This is a genomic window from Roseococcus sp. GW821-FHT12F05 (genome assembly GCF_058806835.1).
The window spans coordinates 148705-166455 of record NZ_JBXAQB010000010.1 but is presented as its reverse complement, the minus strand read 5'-3'; the positions used below and the strand labels follow the sequence as shown (position 1 = coordinate 166455).

Sequence of the window (17751 nt, the reverse complement as noted above, 5' to 3'; positions counted from 1 at the left end):
AATCGCCCGCCGACCGCATCCCGAGCCCAACCGTCCAAAGGCCCTGCGGCGTGATGGCGCGGGGGCTGATCATCTCCGCGCCGCGCTCGGGCTCGGGCAAGACGACGGTGACGCTGGGGCTGCTGGCGGCGCTGCGGGGACGCGGCGTGGCCGTGAGCGCGGCCAAGGCGGGGCCGGACTACATCGACACGGCCTTCCACGCGGCAGCCTCCGGGAAGCCAGGGTTGAACCTGGATTCCTGGGCCATGCCGCCGGCGCTCATCGACGCGCTGATCGCCGACGCGACGCGCGATGCGGAGCTCCTGCTGGTCGAGGGCGCGATGGGCCTCTTCGACGGCATCAATGCCCCGCCCGGGCGCAGCGGCGCGGCGGCGGACCTCGCGGCGCGGCTGGGATTGCCGATCCTGCTGGTGATCGACGTCTCGGGGGCGAGCCAGAGTCACGGCGCATTGTTGCGCGGCTTCGCCACGCATGATCCGGCCGTGCGTGTCGCCGGCGTCGTGCTGAACCGGGTGGGCAGCGAGCGGCACCTGCGGATGGTGCGCGACGCGGCGGCGCCGCTGGGCATCCCGATTCTCGGCGCCATTCCTCGCGATGCGCCGCCGGCGCTGCCGGAACGGCATCTCGGCCTCGTCCAGGCGGAGGAGCATCCGGCCCTGGAGGCGGCCCTGTCGGCGCTGGGCGAGCACATCGCCGATCACGTCGACCTCGACGCCGTGCGGGCGCTGGCATCGCCGATGGGCGTCGTGCCCGGCGCGATCGACGGGCTGGCCCTGCCGCCGCCCGGGCAGCGCATCGCCCTCGCGCGGGACGCGGCCTTCAGCTTCGTCTATCCCCACGTGCTGGCGGCCTGGCGCCGCGCCGGAGCGGAGCTCGTCCCCTTTTCGCCCTTGTCCGACGAGGCGCCGCCGGAGAGCGCCGATTCCTGCTGGCTCCCCGGCGGCTATCCCGAGCTGCATGCGGGGCGGCTGGCCGCATCGACGAGGTTTCTCGACGGCCTGCGCCGCTTTGCCGAGACACGGCCGGTGCACGGCGAATGCGGCGGCCACATGGTGCTGGGCGAGATTCTCGAGGACGCCGCCGGCGAGCGCCATGCCATGGCCGGGCTGCTCGGCCATTCGACCAGCTTCGCGCGACGGAAGATGAACCTCGGCTATCGCCAGGCGCGGCTCTTGCAGGACGGCGTGCTCGGCCGCGCCGGCACCATGCTGCGCGGCCACGAGTTCCACTACGCCACGGTCACGCAGCACGGCGCCGACGAACCTTTGGCAATGCTGGGCGATGGCGAGGGACGTCAGATCGGTCCTGCCGGCGGGCGGCGCGGACGGGCCAGCGGCAGCTTCTTCCATGCCATCGCGCTCGCGGAAGCCGTGCCATGAGCATCGCCGCAGCCGCCCGCGCGCGCCTGGACGCGCTGGCCAAGCCGCCCGGCAGCCTGGGCCGGCTGGAGCGCCTCGCCGTCCGATTCGCGGAGACGCAAGGGCGCATCGATCCGTCGGCCTCGCCCCGCCGCCTCATTGTGTTCGCCGGCGATCACGGCGTGGTCGCCGAGGGCGTGGGCCTCTGGCCCGATGCCGTCACGACAGCGATGATGCGCCTGATGCTGGAGGGCCGCGCCGGATCGGCCGCGCTGGCGCGTGGGGCCGGCGCCGACATGGTGCTGGTGGATGCGGGCTCGAAATCGGCCGGCCTGTCCGGCGCGGCCTATCGCGATTGGCGGGTGGCCCGCGGCACGGCAAATCTCGCGCGCGGCCCGGCGATGACCCCACCGGAATTCGACGCGGCGCTGTCGCTCGGCGCCCGTGCGGCCATCGAAGCCGCGGAAGCCGGCATCCGCGTGCTCGCGCTCGGCGAGATGGGCATCGGCAACACGACACCGGCTGCCTGCCTGGCGGCGCTGCTGGCGCCTGCACCGGTCGAACTCGTGGTCGGCGCCGGCGCCGGCGCGACCTCGGAGACGCGGGCGCGCAAGCACGCCGTGGTGGCCGAAGCCGTGGAGCGCGCACGCGCCATCGTCGACCCGCGCGACGCCATCGCCGGGGTCGCGGGCTTCGAGATCGCAGCCATCGCCGGCTGCATCGCGGAGGCCGCGCGCCGCGGCATCACCGTGGTGCTGGACGGCTTCATCGTCGGCGCCGGCGCGCTGGTCGCCCAGGCGCTCGACTCCGGCGCATTGCGTTGCTGCATCGCCGCGCATCGCAGCGCCGAGCCCGGTCACGCGCTGGTCCTGGAACGCCTCGGCCTCGAGCCCTTCCTGGAATGGGAGCTGCGCCTCGGCGAGGGCACCGGCGCGCTGCTGCTCCTGCCGATGCTCGACGCCGCGGCCGCGCTGCTGCGCGATGTCGCGACGCTGGCCGAGGTCACGGGCGGATGATGCGGGCCGCCGCCACGGCGATCCAGTTCCTCACGCGTCTGCCGGTGCCGGGTGGCGCCGAGACCTCCGAAGCCTTCCAGCAGGAAATCCGCCGCGCGCTGCTGCTCTTCCCGCTGGTCGGCGCGGGCATCGGCGCGCTGACGGCGCTGGCGCTCTGGCTCGCGGAGCTGGTCCTGCCCTTCACCCTTGCGGTTCTGATCGCCCTCGCGATCGAGGCGCGGCTGACCGGCGCGCTGCACGAGGACGCGCTGGCCGACATCTGCGACGGGCTCGGCGGCGGCCGCACGCCGGAGGACGTCTTGCGCATCCTGAAGGACAGCCGCATCGGCGCCTTCGGGGCGTTGGGCCTCGGTTTCGGCGTCGCCCTGCGCGCCGGCGGACTGATGGCGATGCCCGATCCTGTGCAGGTCATGATGGTCCTGGTGGTCTCGGGCGCGCTCGGGCGGTTGCTGATGCTCGCCGTGATGGCCGCGGTGCCGCCGGTGCCGGGACGCGAGGGTCTCGGCAGCAGCGTGGCGCCCGCGGCGGACTGGAAGGGCGTCGGCATCGCGGCGCTGCTGGCGGCGCCGGCCTTGCTGCTGGGCGCTTTGGCCGATGCGCGCGCGATGGCGGTCTCGCTGATCCTCGGCGCCGCCTTCCTCCTCTGGTACCGCGCGCTGCTGCGCCGGCGGATCGGCGGCAGTACGGGCGATGCCATCGGCGCGGCCGGCTATGTCGGCATCGTGCTCGCGACGCTGGCCTTCGCGATGGAGCGATGAGGCGCGCGCTGCTGCTGCGCCATCCCGAGGTCGCGCCGCACTGGTCCGGCCGCTGCTACGGGCGCAGCGATGCGGGGCTGAGCCGTGCCGGCCGCGAGCATGCGCGGCGACTGGCCGCACACATCCCCGTGCAGGATTTCGGTCGCGTCGTCGCCTCGCCCGCGCGCCGCGCGCGATGGCTCGGCGGCCTGCTGTCGCGCGGCGTGGAGATCGATCCGCGCCTGGCAGAGCGAGATTTCGGCAAGTGGGAGGGCGTCACCTGGCACGTGATCTGGCGCGCGGAGGGCAATGCGATGGATGGCATGCTCGATGCGCCCGGTACCTTCCGCCCCGGCGGCGGCGAGACCACGAACGAGCTCGCCGCCCGCGTTCTGGAGTGGTGGCACGGCCTTCCAGGCGACGCCGCGGTGCTGGTCGTCGCCCATGGCGGCCCGATCGGCGCGCTGGCGGGCTCGCTGCTCGGCCAGGCCCCGCGCGAGTGGCTCGCCCATGTGCCGAGGCCGGGAGAGGGACTCCTGATCGCAGGCGCCGCGATCAGCCCGTGGAAGGCGCCCTGAGCTCGGGCAGCTCCGGCGGCGGCACGCGGCCCAGCAGCAGCGGCCGGATCGGCTTCGGCCGCTGGTCCTTCCCGACGAAGCCGTCCGGCGCTTCCAGCCAATGCCGCGCGAATTCCAGCAGGTCGTCCGTCGAGGCGTCGGGATCCAGCCCGCCGATCAGCCAGCTCCACCGTCCCGGTCCCGCGAGGGACACCCGGCATCGCGCCGCGCAATTGCCGATGCAAGGTGCCGCCACCACGCGCAGCCCCGCCAGTTCCGGGCGCGCGGCGGCCTCGGCCGCGAGCCGCGTCGCGAAGAGCTCGCCCGCCTTCACCGGCCCGCGCTTCTCGCGGTCCGGATGCGTGCAGGGCGCGCAAACATGCAACAGGGCGGACATGGATTCTCCGTTTCGCTCACGACACCTTGCGCGGCCTCCGGAGCCTTGCCTAGCATCGTCGCCGCAACGGTCCCGCGCGAGCGGGTGAAAAGGGAATGCCGTGAGTCCGCCGGAGGAATGCTCCTCCGCCCCGGACAAGTCGGCAGCTGCCCCCGCAACTGTCAGCGGCGAGACGCTGGCCCATCCGCCCCGCAGATCGCGCGGCGGGCCACTGCGGCGAAAGCCGTGGGAAGGCAGGGCCGGCATCGATGACCCGCGAGCCAGGAGACCTGCCGTTGCCGATGCGCCGAAAGGCCGTCGCAACCCACGAGGATCCGGGCGGGGTGCACCGGGGACAGGTGACGCGATGAGTCCTTCCCCGGCGATGCAGGCCGCTTCCCCCCAACCCATCTGGGCCGACCGCGCCGCGCGTTTCTACGCGCAGGGGATGGACCGCTCGGACTACGGCACGCAGGCCTCGGCGGCGCTGCTCGCCGCGCTCGGCCGGCCCGCGAGCCTGCTCGATCTCGGCGCCGGCGCCGGCCATCCCGCGCAGGGCTGGGTCGCGCCGGAGACGCCCTGGTTCGCCGTCGAGCCCAGCCGCTATCTGCGCGCGCGCCTCGGCCGGCTGTCGCGGACGACACATCGGGGCCTGCGCCCGATCGACGCGCTATGGCAGGAGCTGCCGCCGGTCCCGCCGGTCGAGGTGGCGCTGGCCGCCAATACCTCCGGCCCGCAGGAGGCGCCGGAGGAACTGCTCGGCCTGATGCGCTTCTGCGCCGCGCGCGCTGTCGCCTGGATCGTGCCGGCGCAGCGCGGCCCGAAGCGCTGGTGCCTCTCCGGCGCCTTGCCCGCGCATCTGCATCGCGAGGACGAGCGCCCCGCGGTGGCGTCCATTCTCGCCGCCCTCGGCCCGCAGCGTCAGCCCAGCCGCAGCGCGCTCTTCCCCTGGAGCTTTTCCGCCCGCTTCGAGACGCGTGAAGCGGCCTTCGCGCATTGCGCCATGCAGCTTCGCCTCGCGGCCAGGGACGAGCGCCGCGACGCCCTGGCGGAGCATCTGCGCGTCGCGCTGAAGCCCCTGCCGGATGGGGGCTTCGAGCTCTCCGCCCCGAAACTCTCCGCGCTGCTGATCTGGGACCTCGCCTGATGCGCCGCACCCTTCTCGCCACGGCGGCGATCCTCCCGGCGCTCGGCGCGCAGGCCCAGGAGGTCCGCATCCCCATCACCCTGGACGAGATGGTCGTCACCGCCACGGGCCGGCCGGAGCCGCGCTCCAGCCTGGCCGGCACCGTCCAGGTCATCGACCAGGAGACGATCCGGCGCAGCACCGCGCAGAACATGACGGATCTGCTGGCCGAGAACGCGGTCGGCTTCTTCAGCGAATGGACACCCGGCCAGACCAGCATCAACATCCGTGGGGGTGCGACGGACGGCCAGGGCCGCGACTTCCGCTCGCAGGTGCTGATCCTGGTGAACGGCCGCCGCGCGGGCACGTCGAACCTTTCCAAGCTCAGCCCGGCCGAGGTGGAGCGCATCGAGATCATCCGCGGCCCCGCGAGCGTGGTCTATGGCAGCCAGGCAATCGGCGGCGTGATCAACCTGATCATGCGGGATGGCCGCTCCTCGCCCGGCGGCTTCGCCGAGGTGAGCGGCGGGTCCTGGGGCCTCGCCGAGGGCCGGCTGCGCTACGGCATGAATTTTCGGGACGTGAACGTCACGCCGCAGGGCTCGCCCGCCTACAATGTCCGCGCCGGCGACATGTATGCCGGCATCTCCGGCAGCCGTCGCGACAGCTACCGCGCGGGTGGCGACGGGCCGATCCTGCAGGGCACCGAGTGGAGCCGGGCGGGCGGCGCGGCCGTGCTCGGCGTGGAGACCAATATCGGCCGCATCGGCATCGGTGCCCGGACCGACGGCACCTACAACACCGGCTTCCTCGGCTCGGGCTGGAACACGACCAATCGCGAGGACCGCACCAACCACTCGGCGGACCTCACCCTGGAGGGCGCGACGGCGGATGCGCGCTTCCGCTGGAACCTCCAGGCCTATGCTGTCAGGGACATCGACAACCTGCGCTGGCGCTCGCCCATCATGCGCAGCGCGGCCGGCCTGCCCACGATCGGCACGGACCATGACGACAACCGCCGCGTGCTCGACATCCTGGGCACGCGGCTGCAGCCCTCGATGCGGCTCTGGCAGGGGGCGGAGATCCTGGTCGGGCTCGACCTGGAGCGCTCGGTGCTGCGCTCCACGCGCAACCGCGTCCCGCTGCCCGGCGGCCCGACGGGCCAAGTCTCGCCGATGGACAACAACCAGACCGACATGAATGCCGGTCTCTATACGGAGCTGTCGCAGCAGCTCTTCGACGACCGCGTGACCCTGCGGGCCGGCGTGCGGCAGACCTGGGGCAACACGGCCTTCGATCCCACGCCGAACCTGCCGCTGCAGCGCACGGGCAGCGCCGATTACGATGCGACCACCTGGTCCGCCGGCGCCTCCTACCGGCCGATCCCTTCGGTCGCCCTGCGCGCAAACGCCTCGACCGGTTTTCGTGCGCCGACGGCGACGGAACTCGCGGCGGACTTCACCGCGCTGGGCGGCGGCCGCACCTTCGGCAATGCAAACCTCAAGCCCGAGACCAACCTGCAATACGAGGTCGGCGCCGCCTATTTCCGCCCCGGCTTCCGGGCGGATCTCGCGCTCTTCCAGAACACCATCTCGGACCGCATCATCACCCGTGTCCGCCCGCGCGACAGCACCACCAGCGACTATGCCAACAATGCCGGCGACGTGGTGGTGCGCGGCCTGGAGATGCAGCTGCAGACCGATATAGCGCGGCACCTCGGCATCGAGACCTTCCGCTGGCAGGCCAATGTCAACGCCTCCTGGAACTTCGACATGCGCGACGACGGCGCGGCGGCCACGGCCAATACGCGCAATGTCGAGCGCATGTACCGCTACCAGGCGGGGGTCAGCACGACGGTCGGCCAGCCGCGCTGGGACGTGACCTTGCAGGGCATCCTGCGTGGCCCGGTCTATTACAACACGGAGGAGAACCTGCTGATCCCGCAGGCCGAGCCCTTCCGCGACTACGTCCACCGCAAGGGCGCCTTCTGGGTGTTCAACCTGCGCGGCAGCTTCCAGCCGCTGCCCGAGCGCGCGCCGAACGTCCGCGTCTTCGGCGCGATCAACAACATCCTGGACAAGAACTACCACGCGCTGTTCATCGCGACGGCGTCCAACCCCTTCCTCGGCGATTCGCGCTTCGCCCAGGGCGGGCGCGGCAATTCGGCGCCGGGACGCGAGTTCATCGCCGGCGTGCGGTTCACCTTCTGAGATGCGCCGCCGCGCCCTCCTCGCCGCGCCCTTCCTGCTACCGGCGGGACGGGCGCGCGCGGAGGGCTGGCCGCGCGTGATGGAGGACGGGCTGGGCCGGCGCGTGGAGATCGCGGCGCCGCCCCGGCGCATCGTCGGCATCTTCGCTTCCAATGTGGAGATGCTGGCCTCGCTCGGCCTCGTGCCCCGCATCGTGGGGATCGAGGCCTATACGCGCTTCCCGCCGGAGGTCGTGAACCTGCCGAAGGTGGGCGGGAGGCTGGGCTTTTCGGCCGAGGCCATCGCGCGGCTGGAGCCGGACCTCGTGGTGATGACGCCGGCGCGGCAGGCGGCGCATCTGCTGATCGAGCCTCTGTCGCGCCTCGGCATTCCCTGCATCGTGGTGATCCATGGCGACCTGCCGCGCATCTTCTCCAATATCGAGCTGCTGGCCCGCGCCACGGGCACGGAGGAGCGGGCGGCCCAGCTGCTGCGCGGCCTGCCCGCGCGACTCGATGTCGTGACGGCTGTCATCGCGGGCCGGCCGCCCGTGCGCGTCTTCCTGGAGACCGCTTCGACCGGCCGCGGCGCCTACAGCACGCCGCGGCCGGACACCTACACCATGGACATCCTGATCCGCGCCGGCGGCGTCCCGGCCCTGCCGCCGCTGCCGGCCGCCGGCCCGCCGCAGGTCTCGGGCGAGGCGATCCTGCGCGCGAACCCCGACGTCTATCTCGTCGCCGGACGGCCGGACCAGGCGGCGGAGGTGCCGCTGCGTCCGGGCTTCGATGGCATCGCCGCGGTGCGCAACGGTCGCGTCCATGTGGTCTCGCGTGCGGAGCTGCTGATCCCGGGGCCGCGGGCCGTGAACGGCGTGGAGAGCGTCGCACGGATCCTGCATCCGGAGGCCTTTTCCGCGTGATTTTTCTGCTCCCGGTGATCGGACTCGCGGCCGGGTTGCTGCTCGGCGCCGAGACGCTGAGTCCGGCCGAGATGCTGGCGCTCGTCACCGATCCGGCGACGCCCATGTCGCACCTCATCCTGCAATGGCGCCTGCCGCGCGTGCTGGCGGCGGGCTGCGTGGGCGCCTTGCTGGCGCTGGGCGGCGCGATCTTCCAGGGCGTATTCCGCAACCCGCTGGCCGAGCCCTACCTGCTCGGCAGCGCCGGCGGGGCGGCCGTCGGCGCGACCGTGGCTCTCCTGGTGGTACTGCCCTTTTCCGCCGCGCTGGCCCTGCCGCTGCTGGCCTTCCTGGGCGCCTGGGGCGCGACCTGGCTGGTGCTGGCCATGGCCCGCCTCACCGGGCGCGCCTCCATCGCGGCGCTGCTGCTGGCGGGCGTGGCGGTCGCGGCGGTGCTGGCGGCGATGCGGTCCTTCCTGATGCTGGCACTCTCCGATGAGACGGTAAGCCTGCAGGCGGTGCTCTCCTGGGCGCTGGGCGGGGTGCAGACGCCCTCCTGGCCGGAGCTCGGGCTGCTGGCGGGACTGACAGTGGCGGCGGTCGCGCTGAGCCAGACCCTGGCGCGCGGGCTGGACCTGCTGGGGCTCGGCGAGGGCGTGGCCGAAAGCTTCGGCCTGCCGGTGCGGCGCTTCGTGGCGCTGGCGGTGCTGGCGGCCGCCTTCATCGTCGCGATCTCGACGGTCTGGGGCGGGCTGGTGGGGTTCGTGGGGCTGATGGCGCCACATATCGCGCGCTGGCGGCACGGGCCGCTGCATCGTGGGCTGATGCCGCGCGCGGCAGCGATCGGGGCCGGGCTGGTGATGCTCTGCGACGGGCTGGCGCGCGCCGTGCTGCCGCCGGCGGAAATCCCGCTCGGCCTCGTGACGGCGCTGATCGGCGGGCCCTTCTTCCTGCTCATCCTGGCGCGCGAGGTGCGGCGTGGCTGAGGCTGCGCTGGAGGGCGGGGGGCTGCACTTCTCCGCGGGCGGGTCGCCGCTGCTGCACGGCGTCTCGACGGCGCTGAGGCGCGGCGCCGTGCTGGGGATCATCGGCCCCAACGGCGCCGGGAAATCCACGCTGGTGAAGCTGCTGATCGGCCAGCTCTCGCCCGAGGCCGGCGATGTCACGCTGATGGGCCGCCCGCTGCTCGCCTGGCCGCGCCGCGAGCGCGCCGCGCTGATCGGCCATCTGCCGCAGCATTTCGAGCCGCATTGGGACTATCGCGTGGACGAGTTGCTGCGCCTCGGCCTGGACCGCGCCGGCCCGAAGGCGCCGAGGCTGGAAACGCTGGCCGGGCATTTCGGCCTGGACGCCATCCTGAAGCGCCACTGGTCCACCCTCTCCGGCGGCGAGCGCGCGCGGACCCTGGCCGCCGCCGTGCTGGCGCCCGATCCGCCCGTGGTCCTGGCCGACGAGCCGGCCGCGGCCCTCGACGTGGGACAGGCGGCCTCGCTGATGGCCCGGCTGCGCCGGCTCGCCGACGGCGGCGCGGCGGTGGCCGTGGTGGTGCACGACCTCAACCTCGCCGCGCGCTGGTGCGACCGGCTTCTGCTCATGGAAGCCGGCCGCGCGGTGATGGAGGCCAGCCCGGCCGAGGTGCTGCAAAGCCCGGAGCTGGACCGGGTTTTTGCGACTCGTTTTCAACGGGTTGAGCTTCCCGATGGAGGAATGGTCCTGGCGCCGGCCGGATAGCCCTGGCCGCGGGGCAGGGCTATATTGGCCGGCTGATCCAAGAACAACGCCAGGACTTTGCCCGCATGCCCCAGTACCGTTCGCGCACCACCACCCATGGCCGCAACATGGCCGGCGCCCGTGGCCTCTGGCGCGCCACCGGCATGAAGGACGGCGACTTCGGCAAGCCCATCATCGCCATCGCCAACAGCTTCACGCAGTTCGTCCCCGGCCATGTCCACCTCAAGGACCTCGGACAGCTCGTCGCGCGGGAGATCGAGGCGGCGGGCGGCGTCGCCAAGGAGTTCAACACCATCGCGGTCGATGACGGCATCGCCATGGGCCATGACGGCATGCTCTACAGCCTGCCCTCGCGCGAGCTCATCGCCGATGCCGTCGAGTACATGGTCAACGCGCACTGTGCTGACGCGCTGGTCTGCATCTCCAACTGCGACAAGATTACGCCGGGCATGCTGATGGCCGCGATGCGCCTCAACATCCCCACCATCTTCGTCTCCGGCGGCCCGATGGAGGCCGGCAAGGTCGTGCACCGCGGCAAGAAGCGGAAGGTGGACCTGATCGACGCCATGATCGTCGCGGCCGACAGCAGCGTCACCGACGAGGAGGTGGAGGCCATGGAGCGCTCCGCCTGCCCGACCTGCGGCTCCTGCTCGGGCATGTTCACTGCCAATTCGATGAACTGCCTGACCGAGGCGCTGGGCCTGGCGCTGCCGGGCAACGGCACCGTCCTGGCGACGCATTCCGACCGCAAGCGCCTCTTCCTCGAGGCCGGCCGCCGCATCGTCGAGATCACGCGCCGCCACTACGAGACCGACGACTTCTCCGTCCTCCCGCGCGAGATCGCGACGGTCGCGGCCTTCGAGAATGCGATGACGCTCGACATCGCCATGGGCGGCTCCACCAACACGGTGCTGCACCTGCTGGCGGCCGCGCATGAGGGCGAGGTCCAGTTCTCCATGGCCGACATCGACCGTCTCTCGCGCCGCGTGCCGGTGCTGTGCAAGGTCGCGCCCTCGGTCGCCGACGTGCATGTCGAGGACGTGCACCATGCCGGCGGCATCATGGGCATCCTGGGCGAGCTCGACCGCGGCGGGCTGCTCGACACCTCCGTCAGCCGCGTGGACGCGCCGACGCTCGCCGAGGCGCTGGAGAGCTGGGACGTCCGCCGCACGGTGGACAACAAGGTGCCGGAGTTCTTCTGCGCGGCGCCCGGCGGCGTGCCGACCCAGGTGGCCTTCTCCCAGTCCGAGCGCTGGGAAGAGGTGGACATGGACCGCGAGAAGGGCGTGATCCGCGACATGGAGCACGCCTTCTCCAGGGATGGCGGCCTCGCCGTGCTCTACGGCAACATCGCGGCCGACGGCTGCATCGTGAAGACGGCGGGCGTGGACGCGGCGATCCTGAAGTTCACCGGCCCGGCGCGCGTCTTCGAGAGCCAGGACGCGGCGGTCGAGGGCATCCTCGGCGGTGCGGTGAAGGCCGGCGACGTGGTGGTGGTGCGCTATGAGGGGCCGCGCGGCGGGCCGGGCATGCAGGAGATGCTCTATCCCACGAGCTATCTGAAGTCGAAGGGCCTCGGGAAGGTCTGCGCGCTGGTGACGGATGGGCGGTTCTCGGGCGGCTCCTCGGGCCTGTCGATCGGGCATCTCTCGCCGGAAGCGGCCGAGGGCGGCCCGATCGGCCTCGTCGAGGACGGCGACCTGATCGAGATCGACATCCCCGCGCGCACCATCCATCTCGCGGTCTCCGACGAGATCATGGCGCATCGCCGCGCTGCCATGGAGGAGAAGGGCGACGCCGCTTGGCAGCCGGCCGAGCCACGCAAGCGCAACGTGACGACGGCGCTGAAGGCCTATGGCGCGCTGGCGAGCAGCGCGGCCAAGGGCGCGGTCCGCGACCTGAGCGCGCTCAGGCGGCGCTGATCGCGAGGGGGCTTCGAGCCCCCTTCGCCTTCCTCTGTCTTCGAATGCGTGGACCGCTGGCGGCTCCTGGCGCGCCAGCCCATCGCCATGCCATCCTGACCCGGTGCGCCGGCAGAGCCGAGGGGTACGGCCCGGACGGTGCACGATACGACGAACCCGGCGACAGACCGGCCACAAGAAGACTGCCACAGGGAGGGAATCGAACCATGTCGCTGAACCCGCTTGTCAGGAGGGCCGCGCGGCATCCGCGCCGACCGATCGTCCTCGCCGCATGCTGCGCCATGCTGGCGTCGATCTTCGCGATGCCCGCAGCCGCCCAGCCGGCGAGCCGGCGGGTGACCTTCATCGTCCCCGCCGCCGCCGGCGGCAGCACAGACGTGATCGCCCGCGTGCTGGCGGAGCACATGGCCCGGACCCTCGGCCAGACCATCGTGGTCGAGAACGTGTCGGGCGGGCAGGCGACCGTCGGCCCCGCGCGCACCGCGGTCTCGGCGCCGGATGGCACGACGGTGCTCGTCGCGCAGCTGCCCCTCATCTCCGCCCCCTTCCTCTTCACGGGCCTGCGCTACGACGTGCAGACGGCCTTCGCGCCGGTCGGGCTGATCAATGCCGGCTACACCGTGCTCATGGCCCGCAAGGGGCTCGCCGCCTCGCCGGCCGAGGCGATCAGCCGGCTCCGCGAGAACGGCAACGGGGCCAATCTCGGCAATGGCGGGATCGGCAGCAGCGGGCATTTCTGCGAGATGCTGCTGGCCCGGTCGCTCGGGATACGGCCGACCTTCGTGGCCTATCGCGGTGGCGCGCTGGCGATGAACGACCTGATCGGCGGGACGCTGGACGCCGTCTGCGACCAGTCCACGAATGCCGTGCCGCAGATCGTCTCCGGGGCGGTGCAGGGCGTGATGGTCGCGGGCCCGGCCCGGATCTCCAGCATCCCCGACGTCCCGACCTCCGCCGAGCTCGGCCTGCCCGAGGTCAACCTCGCCGTCTGGCACGGGATGTATGTCGCGCGGGCGACGCCGCGCGGCATGGTGGAGCAGCTGAACACGGCCCTCCGCGCCGCCCTGGCGGAGCCAGCCATCGTCGCCCGCTTCGGCCAGCTGGGGACGACGGTCTTCCCCGAGGGCGAGCGGACGCCGGAAGCGCATGAGGCACGATTCCAGGAAGAGTATCAGCGCCTGGGCCGGCTGCTGTCGGCGATGGGCGTCACGCCGCAGACGGTCGAGTAGCAAACAGGGAGTGATGACGTGGATCTAGGAATCGCCGGTCGCCACGCGATCGTCTGCGCCGCCAGCAAGGGCCTCGGCCGGGCCTGCGCCGAGGCCCTCGCCCGGGAGGGCGTGAGCCTCACCATCTCCGCTAGGACGTCAGCCGATATCGAGGCGGCGGCGGAGGCGATCCGCGCGGCCCATGGCGTGGCGGTCACCGCCGTCGCCGCCGATGTCACCACCGTGGAGGGCCGCGCGGCGATCCTGGCGGCATCGCCCCAGGCGGACATCCTCGTCAACAACGCCGGCGGCCCGCCGCGCGGCGACTTTCGATCCTTCACGGCGGAGCAGTGGCTGGCGGCGGTCAACGACAACATGGTCGCGGCCATCGAGCTGGTCCGCGCCCTGGTCGACGGCATGATCGAGCGGCGCTTCGGCCGGATCGTGAACATCACCTCCTCCGCGGTGAAGAGCCCCACGGCGGATCTCAGCCTCTCGACGGCGGCGCGCCTGGGCCTGACCGGCTATGTCGCGGGGGTCGCGCGGCAGATCGCCGGGCACAATGTGACGATCAACAACCTCCTGCCCGGGGCCTTCGAGACCGACCGCTTCCGCGGGGGCGTGACGGGCCGCGCCAAGGCGGCCGGAATCACCTACGAGGAGCAGCTCGAGCGCCAGCGCGGCACCATCCCCGCCCGGCGGGTCGGCGATCCCGCCGAGTTCGGCGATGCCTGCGCCTATCTGTGCAGCCGGCAGGCCGGCTACATCACCGGCCAGAACCTGCTCCTCGACGGCGGGCAGTTCCCGGGGACGTTCTGAAGGTCCCCGGGCTTACCTCGCCCCTGGCGGCTTCTGCCGCAGCGTCAGCCCCGGCAGGATCGCCAGCAGGCAGGCCAGCCCCACCGCGATGAAGGCGTCGCGGAATCCCATCAACCCCGCCTGCGCCTCCACCATCCGGCTGATGAAGTCGTGCGCGGCGTCACGGCGCACCACCTCCGGCAGCCCGCCCTGGGTGTAGAGGTTCTCCAGCAGGCGCCGCGTCTCCAGCGTCACGGTGCCGCCGTCGATATAGGCGTTCAGGCCCTCCGCGTGCATCTGCGTGCGCCGCTCCATGTAGACGGCGAGCAGGTTCGTCCCGAAGGCGCCGCCCAGCATGCGGAAGAAATTGATGCTGCCAGCGCCCTGGCCGAGCAGCGAGGGCGGCAGCGCCCGCATCGCGCCCACGTTCATGTTGGGCATCGTCAGCCCGAGCCCCACGCGCCCGACCAGGATCCACATGGCGAGCTGCCAGAAGGAGCTGTCCGTGCCGACGCCGGAGATCAGCCAGCTCGAATAGGCGAAGAGCAGCAGGCCGAAGCAGACCGGCAGCCAGGGCGGCAGGAAATCCGCCAGCCGCCCCGCCAGCAGGAAGGCGAAGGCCACCGCGAAGCCCGCGGGCATCAGGATCAGCCCTGAGCGCGTCGGTGTGTAGCCCTGCACGACCTGCACCAGCAGCGGCAGCAGGTAGGTCGAGCCGAAGATGGCGCCGCCATAGATGAAGGCGACCATCGCCGCCCCGGCGAATCCCCAGTGGTGGAACAGCCTCAGGTCCATCAGCGGCGAGCGCGCGAAGCCCTGCCAGGTGACGAAGGCCAGCGCCGAGAAGCCCGCGATCATCAGCTCCACCGTCACGCGGTCCGAGCCCCAGCCGTCCTGCTGCCCGTTGGTGAGGCCCGAGAGCAGCGTCGTCATGGCGAGCGCCAGCAGGATCGCGCCCGGCCAGTCGAAGGCGCGCGCCCCCGCGGAGAGCCGCCCCGGCATGAAGGCCATGCCCATGACGAGGCCCAGCATCGCCGTGGGCAGCGAGAGGAAGAACACCGCGTGCCAGGAATAATGGTCCACCAGCACGCCGCCGAGCGTGGGCCCGATCGCCGGCGCCATCACCACGCCAAAGCTGAACAGGCCCATCGCCGTGCCGCGCCGCTCGGGTGGGAAGACCAGGAAGATGATCTGCATGGAGAGCGGCTGCAGCAGCCCCGCCGAGCCGCCCTGCAGCACGCGGCACACCACCATGACGCTCGTATCCGTCGCGAATCCGGCGAGGAGGGAGCTGACCACGAAGATCGCGATGGAGCCGACATAGGTGATCTTGAAGCCGAAGCGATCCACGGCCCAGGCGTTCACCAGCATGAAGCCGGTATTGGCGGCCAGAAAGCCGGTGGCGAGGAGCTGCCCCTCCTCCTGCCCCATGCCAAGGGCGCCGATGATATCGGGCAGCGCCACGACGACGATGGTGGAGGAGAGGATGCAGGAGATGGTCCCGGTCAGGGCCGTCAGCGTCACGTACCAGCGGTAGGCGGGGCCGAAGCGGGCGAACATCGCCTCGATCGAGGCGCCGCCGCCGGCCCCCTCACTCACGCGCCTCGGCCTCCACGCGGACCAGCATGCCCGGGCGCAGCACGCCGGGCGGCGGCGGCGGATCGAGCCGCACGCGGACCGGCATGCGCTGGGTGATGCGGGTGAAGTTGCCGCTGGGGTTGGGGCTCGGCAGCAGGGCGAACTCGCTGGTCGCGGCCTCAACGATGCGGTCCACCACGCCCGGGAATTCGCGGCCGGGCCAGGCGTCCACCGTCACGCGGACGGGCGTGCCCGGCCGGAAGAAGCGGACGTCGGTTTCCTTGACGTTGGCCTCGATGCGGATCTGCGCGGGGTTGTGCACGAGGATGATGCGCTGGCCTGCCAGCACGTATTCGCCGGGGTCCACGAAGATGCGGTCCACCACGCCGTCGAAGGGCATGCGCATGGTGCGGTCGGCGAGGTCCAGCGCTGCGCGGTCGCGCGTCGCCGTCAGCTCGCGCTCCTGCGGGCCGAGGGATTCGAGCTGGCGGGCGATGACCTGCATCTCCTCGCGCGCGGCCAGGGCGGCAGCCATAAGCGCCTCGGCGTTGCGGATCTCGGCCGCGGCGGAGATGACGCGCTGGCGGGCGGTGTCAAGGCCGGCGCGCAGCCGCTCGAAGCTCTGGCGCGTGCCGCTGCCGGTGGCGATGAGGCTCTGGGCGCGGGCCAGCTCCGCCTCGGCGAAGCCGCGCTCGGCCTCGGCGGAGGGCAGGGCGGCGCGGGCAGAATCCAGCTTGGCGATCGCGGCGTCGTGCGCGCTGGCGCTGGTGCGGTCGACCATCGAGAGCCGCGCCTGCAGCTCGGCGCGGCGGGCGGCAATGCCGGCGATGCGGGCGTTCAGCTCCTCGACGGCCAGCGCGGATTCACGGCCGTCCATCTGCACCAGCAGCTCGCCCTGGCGAAGGCTGTCGCCGGCGACGGGCGGGATCTGCGTCACCCAGCCGGGCACGCGGCTGGCTAGCGTGATCATGTCCGAGGCGACACGTGCGTCGTCGAGCACGACATGGTGGAACTGCCAGTGCAGCCAACGGAAGCTGAGGCCGAGGCCGGTCAGCACGACCAGCGCGAAAGCCACCGTCCGAAACAGGCGGCGCCGCGGTCTTTCCCGCCTGATCTGATCGACGCCTTCCTGCGCAGCGCGCTTGGGCGGCCCGATGTCCATGCGACGTTTCCCAGCCGACCGGGACAGTCCGGTGGCAACCCGAAGTTGTGAGCATAGGATGAAATTTCGTGGGCCGCCAATCCGTTGCCGGGTTACCTCACCGTCAGGCGGGCGCGCTGGATGACCTCGGCCCAGCGCCGCGAGTCCGTCTCGAAGCGCTGAGCACAGGCCTCCCGGCTGCTGGCGGCGACGGTGTAGCCGATGGCCTGGAGCCGCTCGTCCACGGCGGGCGTGCGCAGCGCTGTGGTCAGCCATTCGTTGAGCCTGGCCTGGACGGGTTCCGGCGTGGCCTTGGGCGCCACGAAGCTCTGCCAGGAGAAGGCCTCGAAGGCTGGCACGGTCTCGGCGACGGCGGGCACATCCGGCAGCAGCCGGTGGCGGTCGAGCGAGGAGACGCCGAGCGCCCGCAGCCGCCCCGCCTGAACATGCGGAAAGGCTGGGCCGAAGCTGATGAAGGTGCCGGGATAGGTGCCGGCCACGAGGTCGGTGATGGCGGCGCCGGCGCCGGGATAGGGCACGTGGTTCATCTGCGTGCCGGTCATGAGCTGGAAGAGCTCGGTCGTCAGGTGCTCGGAGGCGCCGATGCCGGGCGTGCCGTAGGAGAGCTCGCCGGGATGCGCCTTCAGCCAGGCGATGAAGTTCGCGACCGCCTGCGGCGCCGGCCCCATGTCGGGGAAGGAGCTGTGCACGGCCAGCAGGTTGGGCGCGACGATACCGAGCGTGATCGGCGCGAAGTCGCGGAAGGTGTCGTAGGGCAGGTTGGGCAGGAGGTGCGGGTTCACCGCCATCGGGCCGCTGGCGCCGATGAGCAGCGTGTGGCCGTCGGGCTCGGCGCGGGCGACCAGCTGTCCGGCGATCGAGCCGTTCGCGCCCGGGCGGTTGTCGACGATGTAGGGCTGCCCGGTCAGGGACTGCATGGCCGAGGTGACGGAGCGCGCCAGGATGTCGGAGGGACCGCCCGGCACATAGGGCACGATCACCGTGATCGGACGCCAGGGAAAGCTTCGGGTCTGGGCGATCGCCGGCGTGGCCAGCAGCGGGAAGAGAAGGGCGGAACGTCGGCGCATGGGCACTCTCCGGACGATTTGTCCG

Annotated in this window: 16 protein-coding genes and 1 riboswitch; of the genes, 12 read left to right on the top strand and 4 right to left on the bottom strand. The window is 72.0% G+C overall.

All coding sequences use genetic code 11. From position 1 onward, the window contains the following. Window positions 1-53 precede the first annotated feature (53 nt). Genes AC1ROY_RS22510 through AC1ROY_RS22495 form a run of 4 tightly spaced genes read left to right on the top strand, consistent with a single transcriptional unit; the run spans window position 54 to window position 3689 of the window. Window positions 54-1379, top strand: a complete 1326-nt coding sequence (locus AC1ROY_RS22510) for a cobyrinic acid a,c-diamide synthase CobB (RefSeq protein WP_493151135.1) — start codon at window positions 54-56, stop codon at window positions 1377-1379. Continuing rightward, on the top strand, window positions 1376-2374 hold the full coding sequence (gene cobT / locus AC1ROY_RS22505) for a nicotinate-nucleotide--dimethylbenzimidazole phosphoribosyltransferase (protein ID WP_493151134.1): 999 nt from the start codon (window positions 1376-1378) through the stop codon (window positions 2372-2374). Before AC1ROY_RS22510 ends, cobT begins: the two co-directional genes overlap by 4 nt. Continuing rightward, complete coding sequence (cobS, locus tag AC1ROY_RS22500; protein ID WP_493151133.1) at window positions 2371-3132, top strand: adenosylcobinamide-GDP ribazoletransferase; 762 nt, start codon at window positions 2371-2373, stop codon at window positions 3130-3132. Before cobT ends, cobS begins: the two co-directional genes overlap by 4 nt. Continuing rightward, window positions 3129-3689, top strand: a complete 561-nt coding sequence (locus AC1ROY_RS22495; RefSeq protein ID WP_493151132.1) for a histidine phosphatase family protein — start codon at window positions 3129-3131, stop codon at window positions 3687-3689. Before cobS ends, AC1ROY_RS22495 begins: the two co-directional genes overlap by 4 nt. On the opposite strand, the gene AC1ROY_RS22490 is transcribed toward AC1ROY_RS22495, so the two are convergent. Beyond that, complete coding sequence (locus AC1ROY_RS22490) at window positions 3667-4065, bottom strand: DUF1636 family protein (RefSeq protein ID WP_493151131.1); 399 nt, start codon at window positions 4063-4065, stop codon at window positions 3667-3669. The genes AC1ROY_RS22495 and AC1ROY_RS22490 overlap by 23 nt on opposite strands. Before the next feature lie 50 nt (window positions 4066-4115). Further along, a riboswitch (cobalamin riboswitch) is annotated at window positions 4116-4356 on the top strand. A gap of 55 nt (window positions 4357-4411) precedes the next feature. On the opposite strand from AC1ROY_RS22490, the gene AC1ROY_RS22485 reads away from it, so the two are divergent. From AC1ROY_RS22485 to AC1ROY_RS22450, 8 genes are all read left to right on the top strand, one after another. Further along, the gene (locus AC1ROY_RS22485) at window positions 4412-5191 is read left to right on the top strand and encodes a hypothetical protein (RefSeq protein ID WP_493151130.1); all 780 of its coding nucleotides are present in this window, start codon (window positions 4412-4414) and stop codon (window positions 5189-5191) included. Continuing rightward, window positions 5191-7380: a TonB-dependent receptor gene (locus tag AC1ROY_RS22480; RefSeq protein WP_493151129.1), complete on the top strand. Its 2190-nt coding sequence runs from the start codon at window positions 5191-5193 to the stop codon at window positions 7378-7380. Before AC1ROY_RS22485 ends, AC1ROY_RS22480 begins: the two co-directional genes overlap by 1 nt. A 1-nt stretch (window position 7381) precedes the next feature. Continuing rightward, on the top strand, window positions 7382-8281 hold the full coding sequence (locus AC1ROY_RS22475) for an ABC transporter substrate-binding protein (protein WP_493151128.1): 900 nt from the start codon (window positions 7382-7384) through the stop codon (window positions 8279-8281). Continuing rightward, a complete protein-coding gene (locus AC1ROY_RS22470; RefSeq protein WP_493151127.1) occupies window positions 8278-9246 on the top strand; it encodes a FecCD family ABC transporter permease in 969 nt (322 codons plus the stop codon). Before AC1ROY_RS22475 ends, AC1ROY_RS22470 begins: the two co-directional genes overlap by 4 nt. Then, entirely contained in the window at window positions 9239-9991 is a 753-nt protein-coding gene (locus AC1ROY_RS22465; RefSeq protein WP_493151126.1) for an ABC transporter ATP-binding protein, read from the top strand. The genes AC1ROY_RS22470 and AC1ROY_RS22465 overlap by 8 nt, the downstream gene beginning before the upstream one ends. Window positions 9992-10056: 65 nt before the next feature. Then, on the top strand, window positions 10057-11913 hold the full coding sequence (ilvD, locus tag AC1ROY_RS22460; RefSeq protein WP_493151125.1) for a dihydroxy-acid dehydratase: 1857 nt from the start codon (window positions 10057-10059) through the stop codon (window positions 11911-11913). Between the two features lie 206 nt (window positions 11914-12119). Further along, window positions 12120-13142, top strand: a complete 1023-nt coding sequence (locus AC1ROY_RS22455) for a tripartite tricarboxylate transporter substrate-binding protein (protein ID WP_493151124.1) — start codon at window positions 12120-12122, stop codon at window positions 13140-13142. Window positions 13143-13160: 18 nt separating this feature from the next. Next, window positions 13161-13940, top strand: a complete 780-nt coding sequence (locus tag AC1ROY_RS22450; RefSeq protein ID WP_493151123.1) for an SDR family oxidoreductase — start codon at window positions 13161-13163, stop codon at window positions 13938-13940. 12 nt (window positions 13941-13952) lie between these two features. Here AC1ROY_RS22450 and AC1ROY_RS22445 read toward each other — a convergent pair whose 3' ends face one another. The 3 genes from AC1ROY_RS22445 to AC1ROY_RS22435 form a co-directional block, all read right to left on the bottom strand. Beyond that, window positions 13953-15518 (bottom strand): DHA2 family efflux MFS transporter permease subunit, encoded by a 1566-nt coding sequence (locus AC1ROY_RS22445; RefSeq protein ID WP_493151122.1) that lies wholly within the window; start codon window positions 15516-15518, stop codon window positions 13953-13955. Then, window positions 15511-16659, bottom strand: coding sequence for an HlyD family secretion protein (locus tag AC1ROY_RS22440; RefSeq protein ID WP_493151121.1), 1149 nt, complete (start codon window positions 16657-16659; stop codon window positions 15511-15513). The genes AC1ROY_RS22445 and AC1ROY_RS22440 overlap by 8 nt, the downstream gene beginning before the upstream one ends. 92 nt (window positions 16660-16751) lie before the next feature. Continuing rightward, complete coding sequence (locus AC1ROY_RS22435; protein WP_493151120.1) at window positions 16752-17726, bottom strand: Bug family tripartite tricarboxylate transporter substrate binding protein; 975 nt, start codon at window positions 17724-17726, stop codon at window positions 16752-16754. Between the last annotated feature and the right edge of the window lie 25 nt (window positions 17727-17751).

Excerpts from the sequence above, each read along its gene's own strand:
- AC1ROY_RS22455 (WP_493151124.1), top strand. The coding sequence starts at position 12,120 with ATGTCGCTGAACCCGCTTGTCAGGAGGGCCGCGCGGCATCCGCGCCGA.
- ilvD (WP_493151125.1), top strand. The coding sequence starts at position 10,057 with ATGCCCCAGTACCGTTCGCGCACCACCACCCATGGCCGCAACATGGCC.
- AC1ROY_RS22485 (WP_493151130.1), top strand. The coding sequence starts at position 4,412 with ATGAGTCCTTCCCCGGCGATGCAGGCCGCTTCCCCCCAACCCATCTGG.
- AC1ROY_RS22480 (WP_493151129.1), top strand. The coding sequence starts at position 5,191 with ATGCGCCGCACCCTTCTCGCCACGGCGGCGATCCTCCCGGCGCTCGGC.
- AC1ROY_RS22490 (WP_493151131.1), bottom strand. The coding sequence starts at position 4,065 with ATGTCCGCCCTGTTGCATGTTTGCGCGCCCTGCACGCATCCGGACCGC.
- AC1ROY_RS22440 (WP_493151121.1), bottom strand. The coding sequence starts at position 16,659 with ATGGACATCGGGCCGCCCAAGCGCGCTGCGCAGGAAGGCGTCGATCAG.
- cobT (WP_493151134.1), top strand. The coding sequence starts at position 1,376 with ATGAGCATCGCCGCAGCCGCCCGCGCGCGCCTGGACGCGCTGGCCAAG.
- AC1ROY_RS22495 (WP_493151132.1), top strand. The coding sequence starts at position 3,129 with ATGAGGCGCGCGCTGCTGCTGCGCCATCCCGAGGTCGCGCCGCACTGG.
- cobS (WP_493151133.1), top strand. The coding sequence starts at position 2,371 with ATGATGCGGGCCGCCGCCACGGCGATCCAGTTCCTCACGCGTCTGCCG.
- AC1ROY_RS22435 (WP_493151120.1), bottom strand. The coding sequence starts at position 17,726 with ATGCGCCGACGTTCCGCCCTTCTCTTCCCGCTGCTGGCCACGCCGGCG.
- AC1ROY_RS22510 (WP_493151135.1), top strand. The coding sequence starts at position 54 with ATGGCGCGGGGGCTGATCATCTCCGCGCCGCGCTCGGGCTCGGGCAAG.
- AC1ROY_RS22475 (WP_493151128.1), top strand. The coding sequence starts at position 7,382 with ATGCGCCGCCGCGCCCTCCTCGCCGCGCCCTTCCTGCTACCGGCGGGA.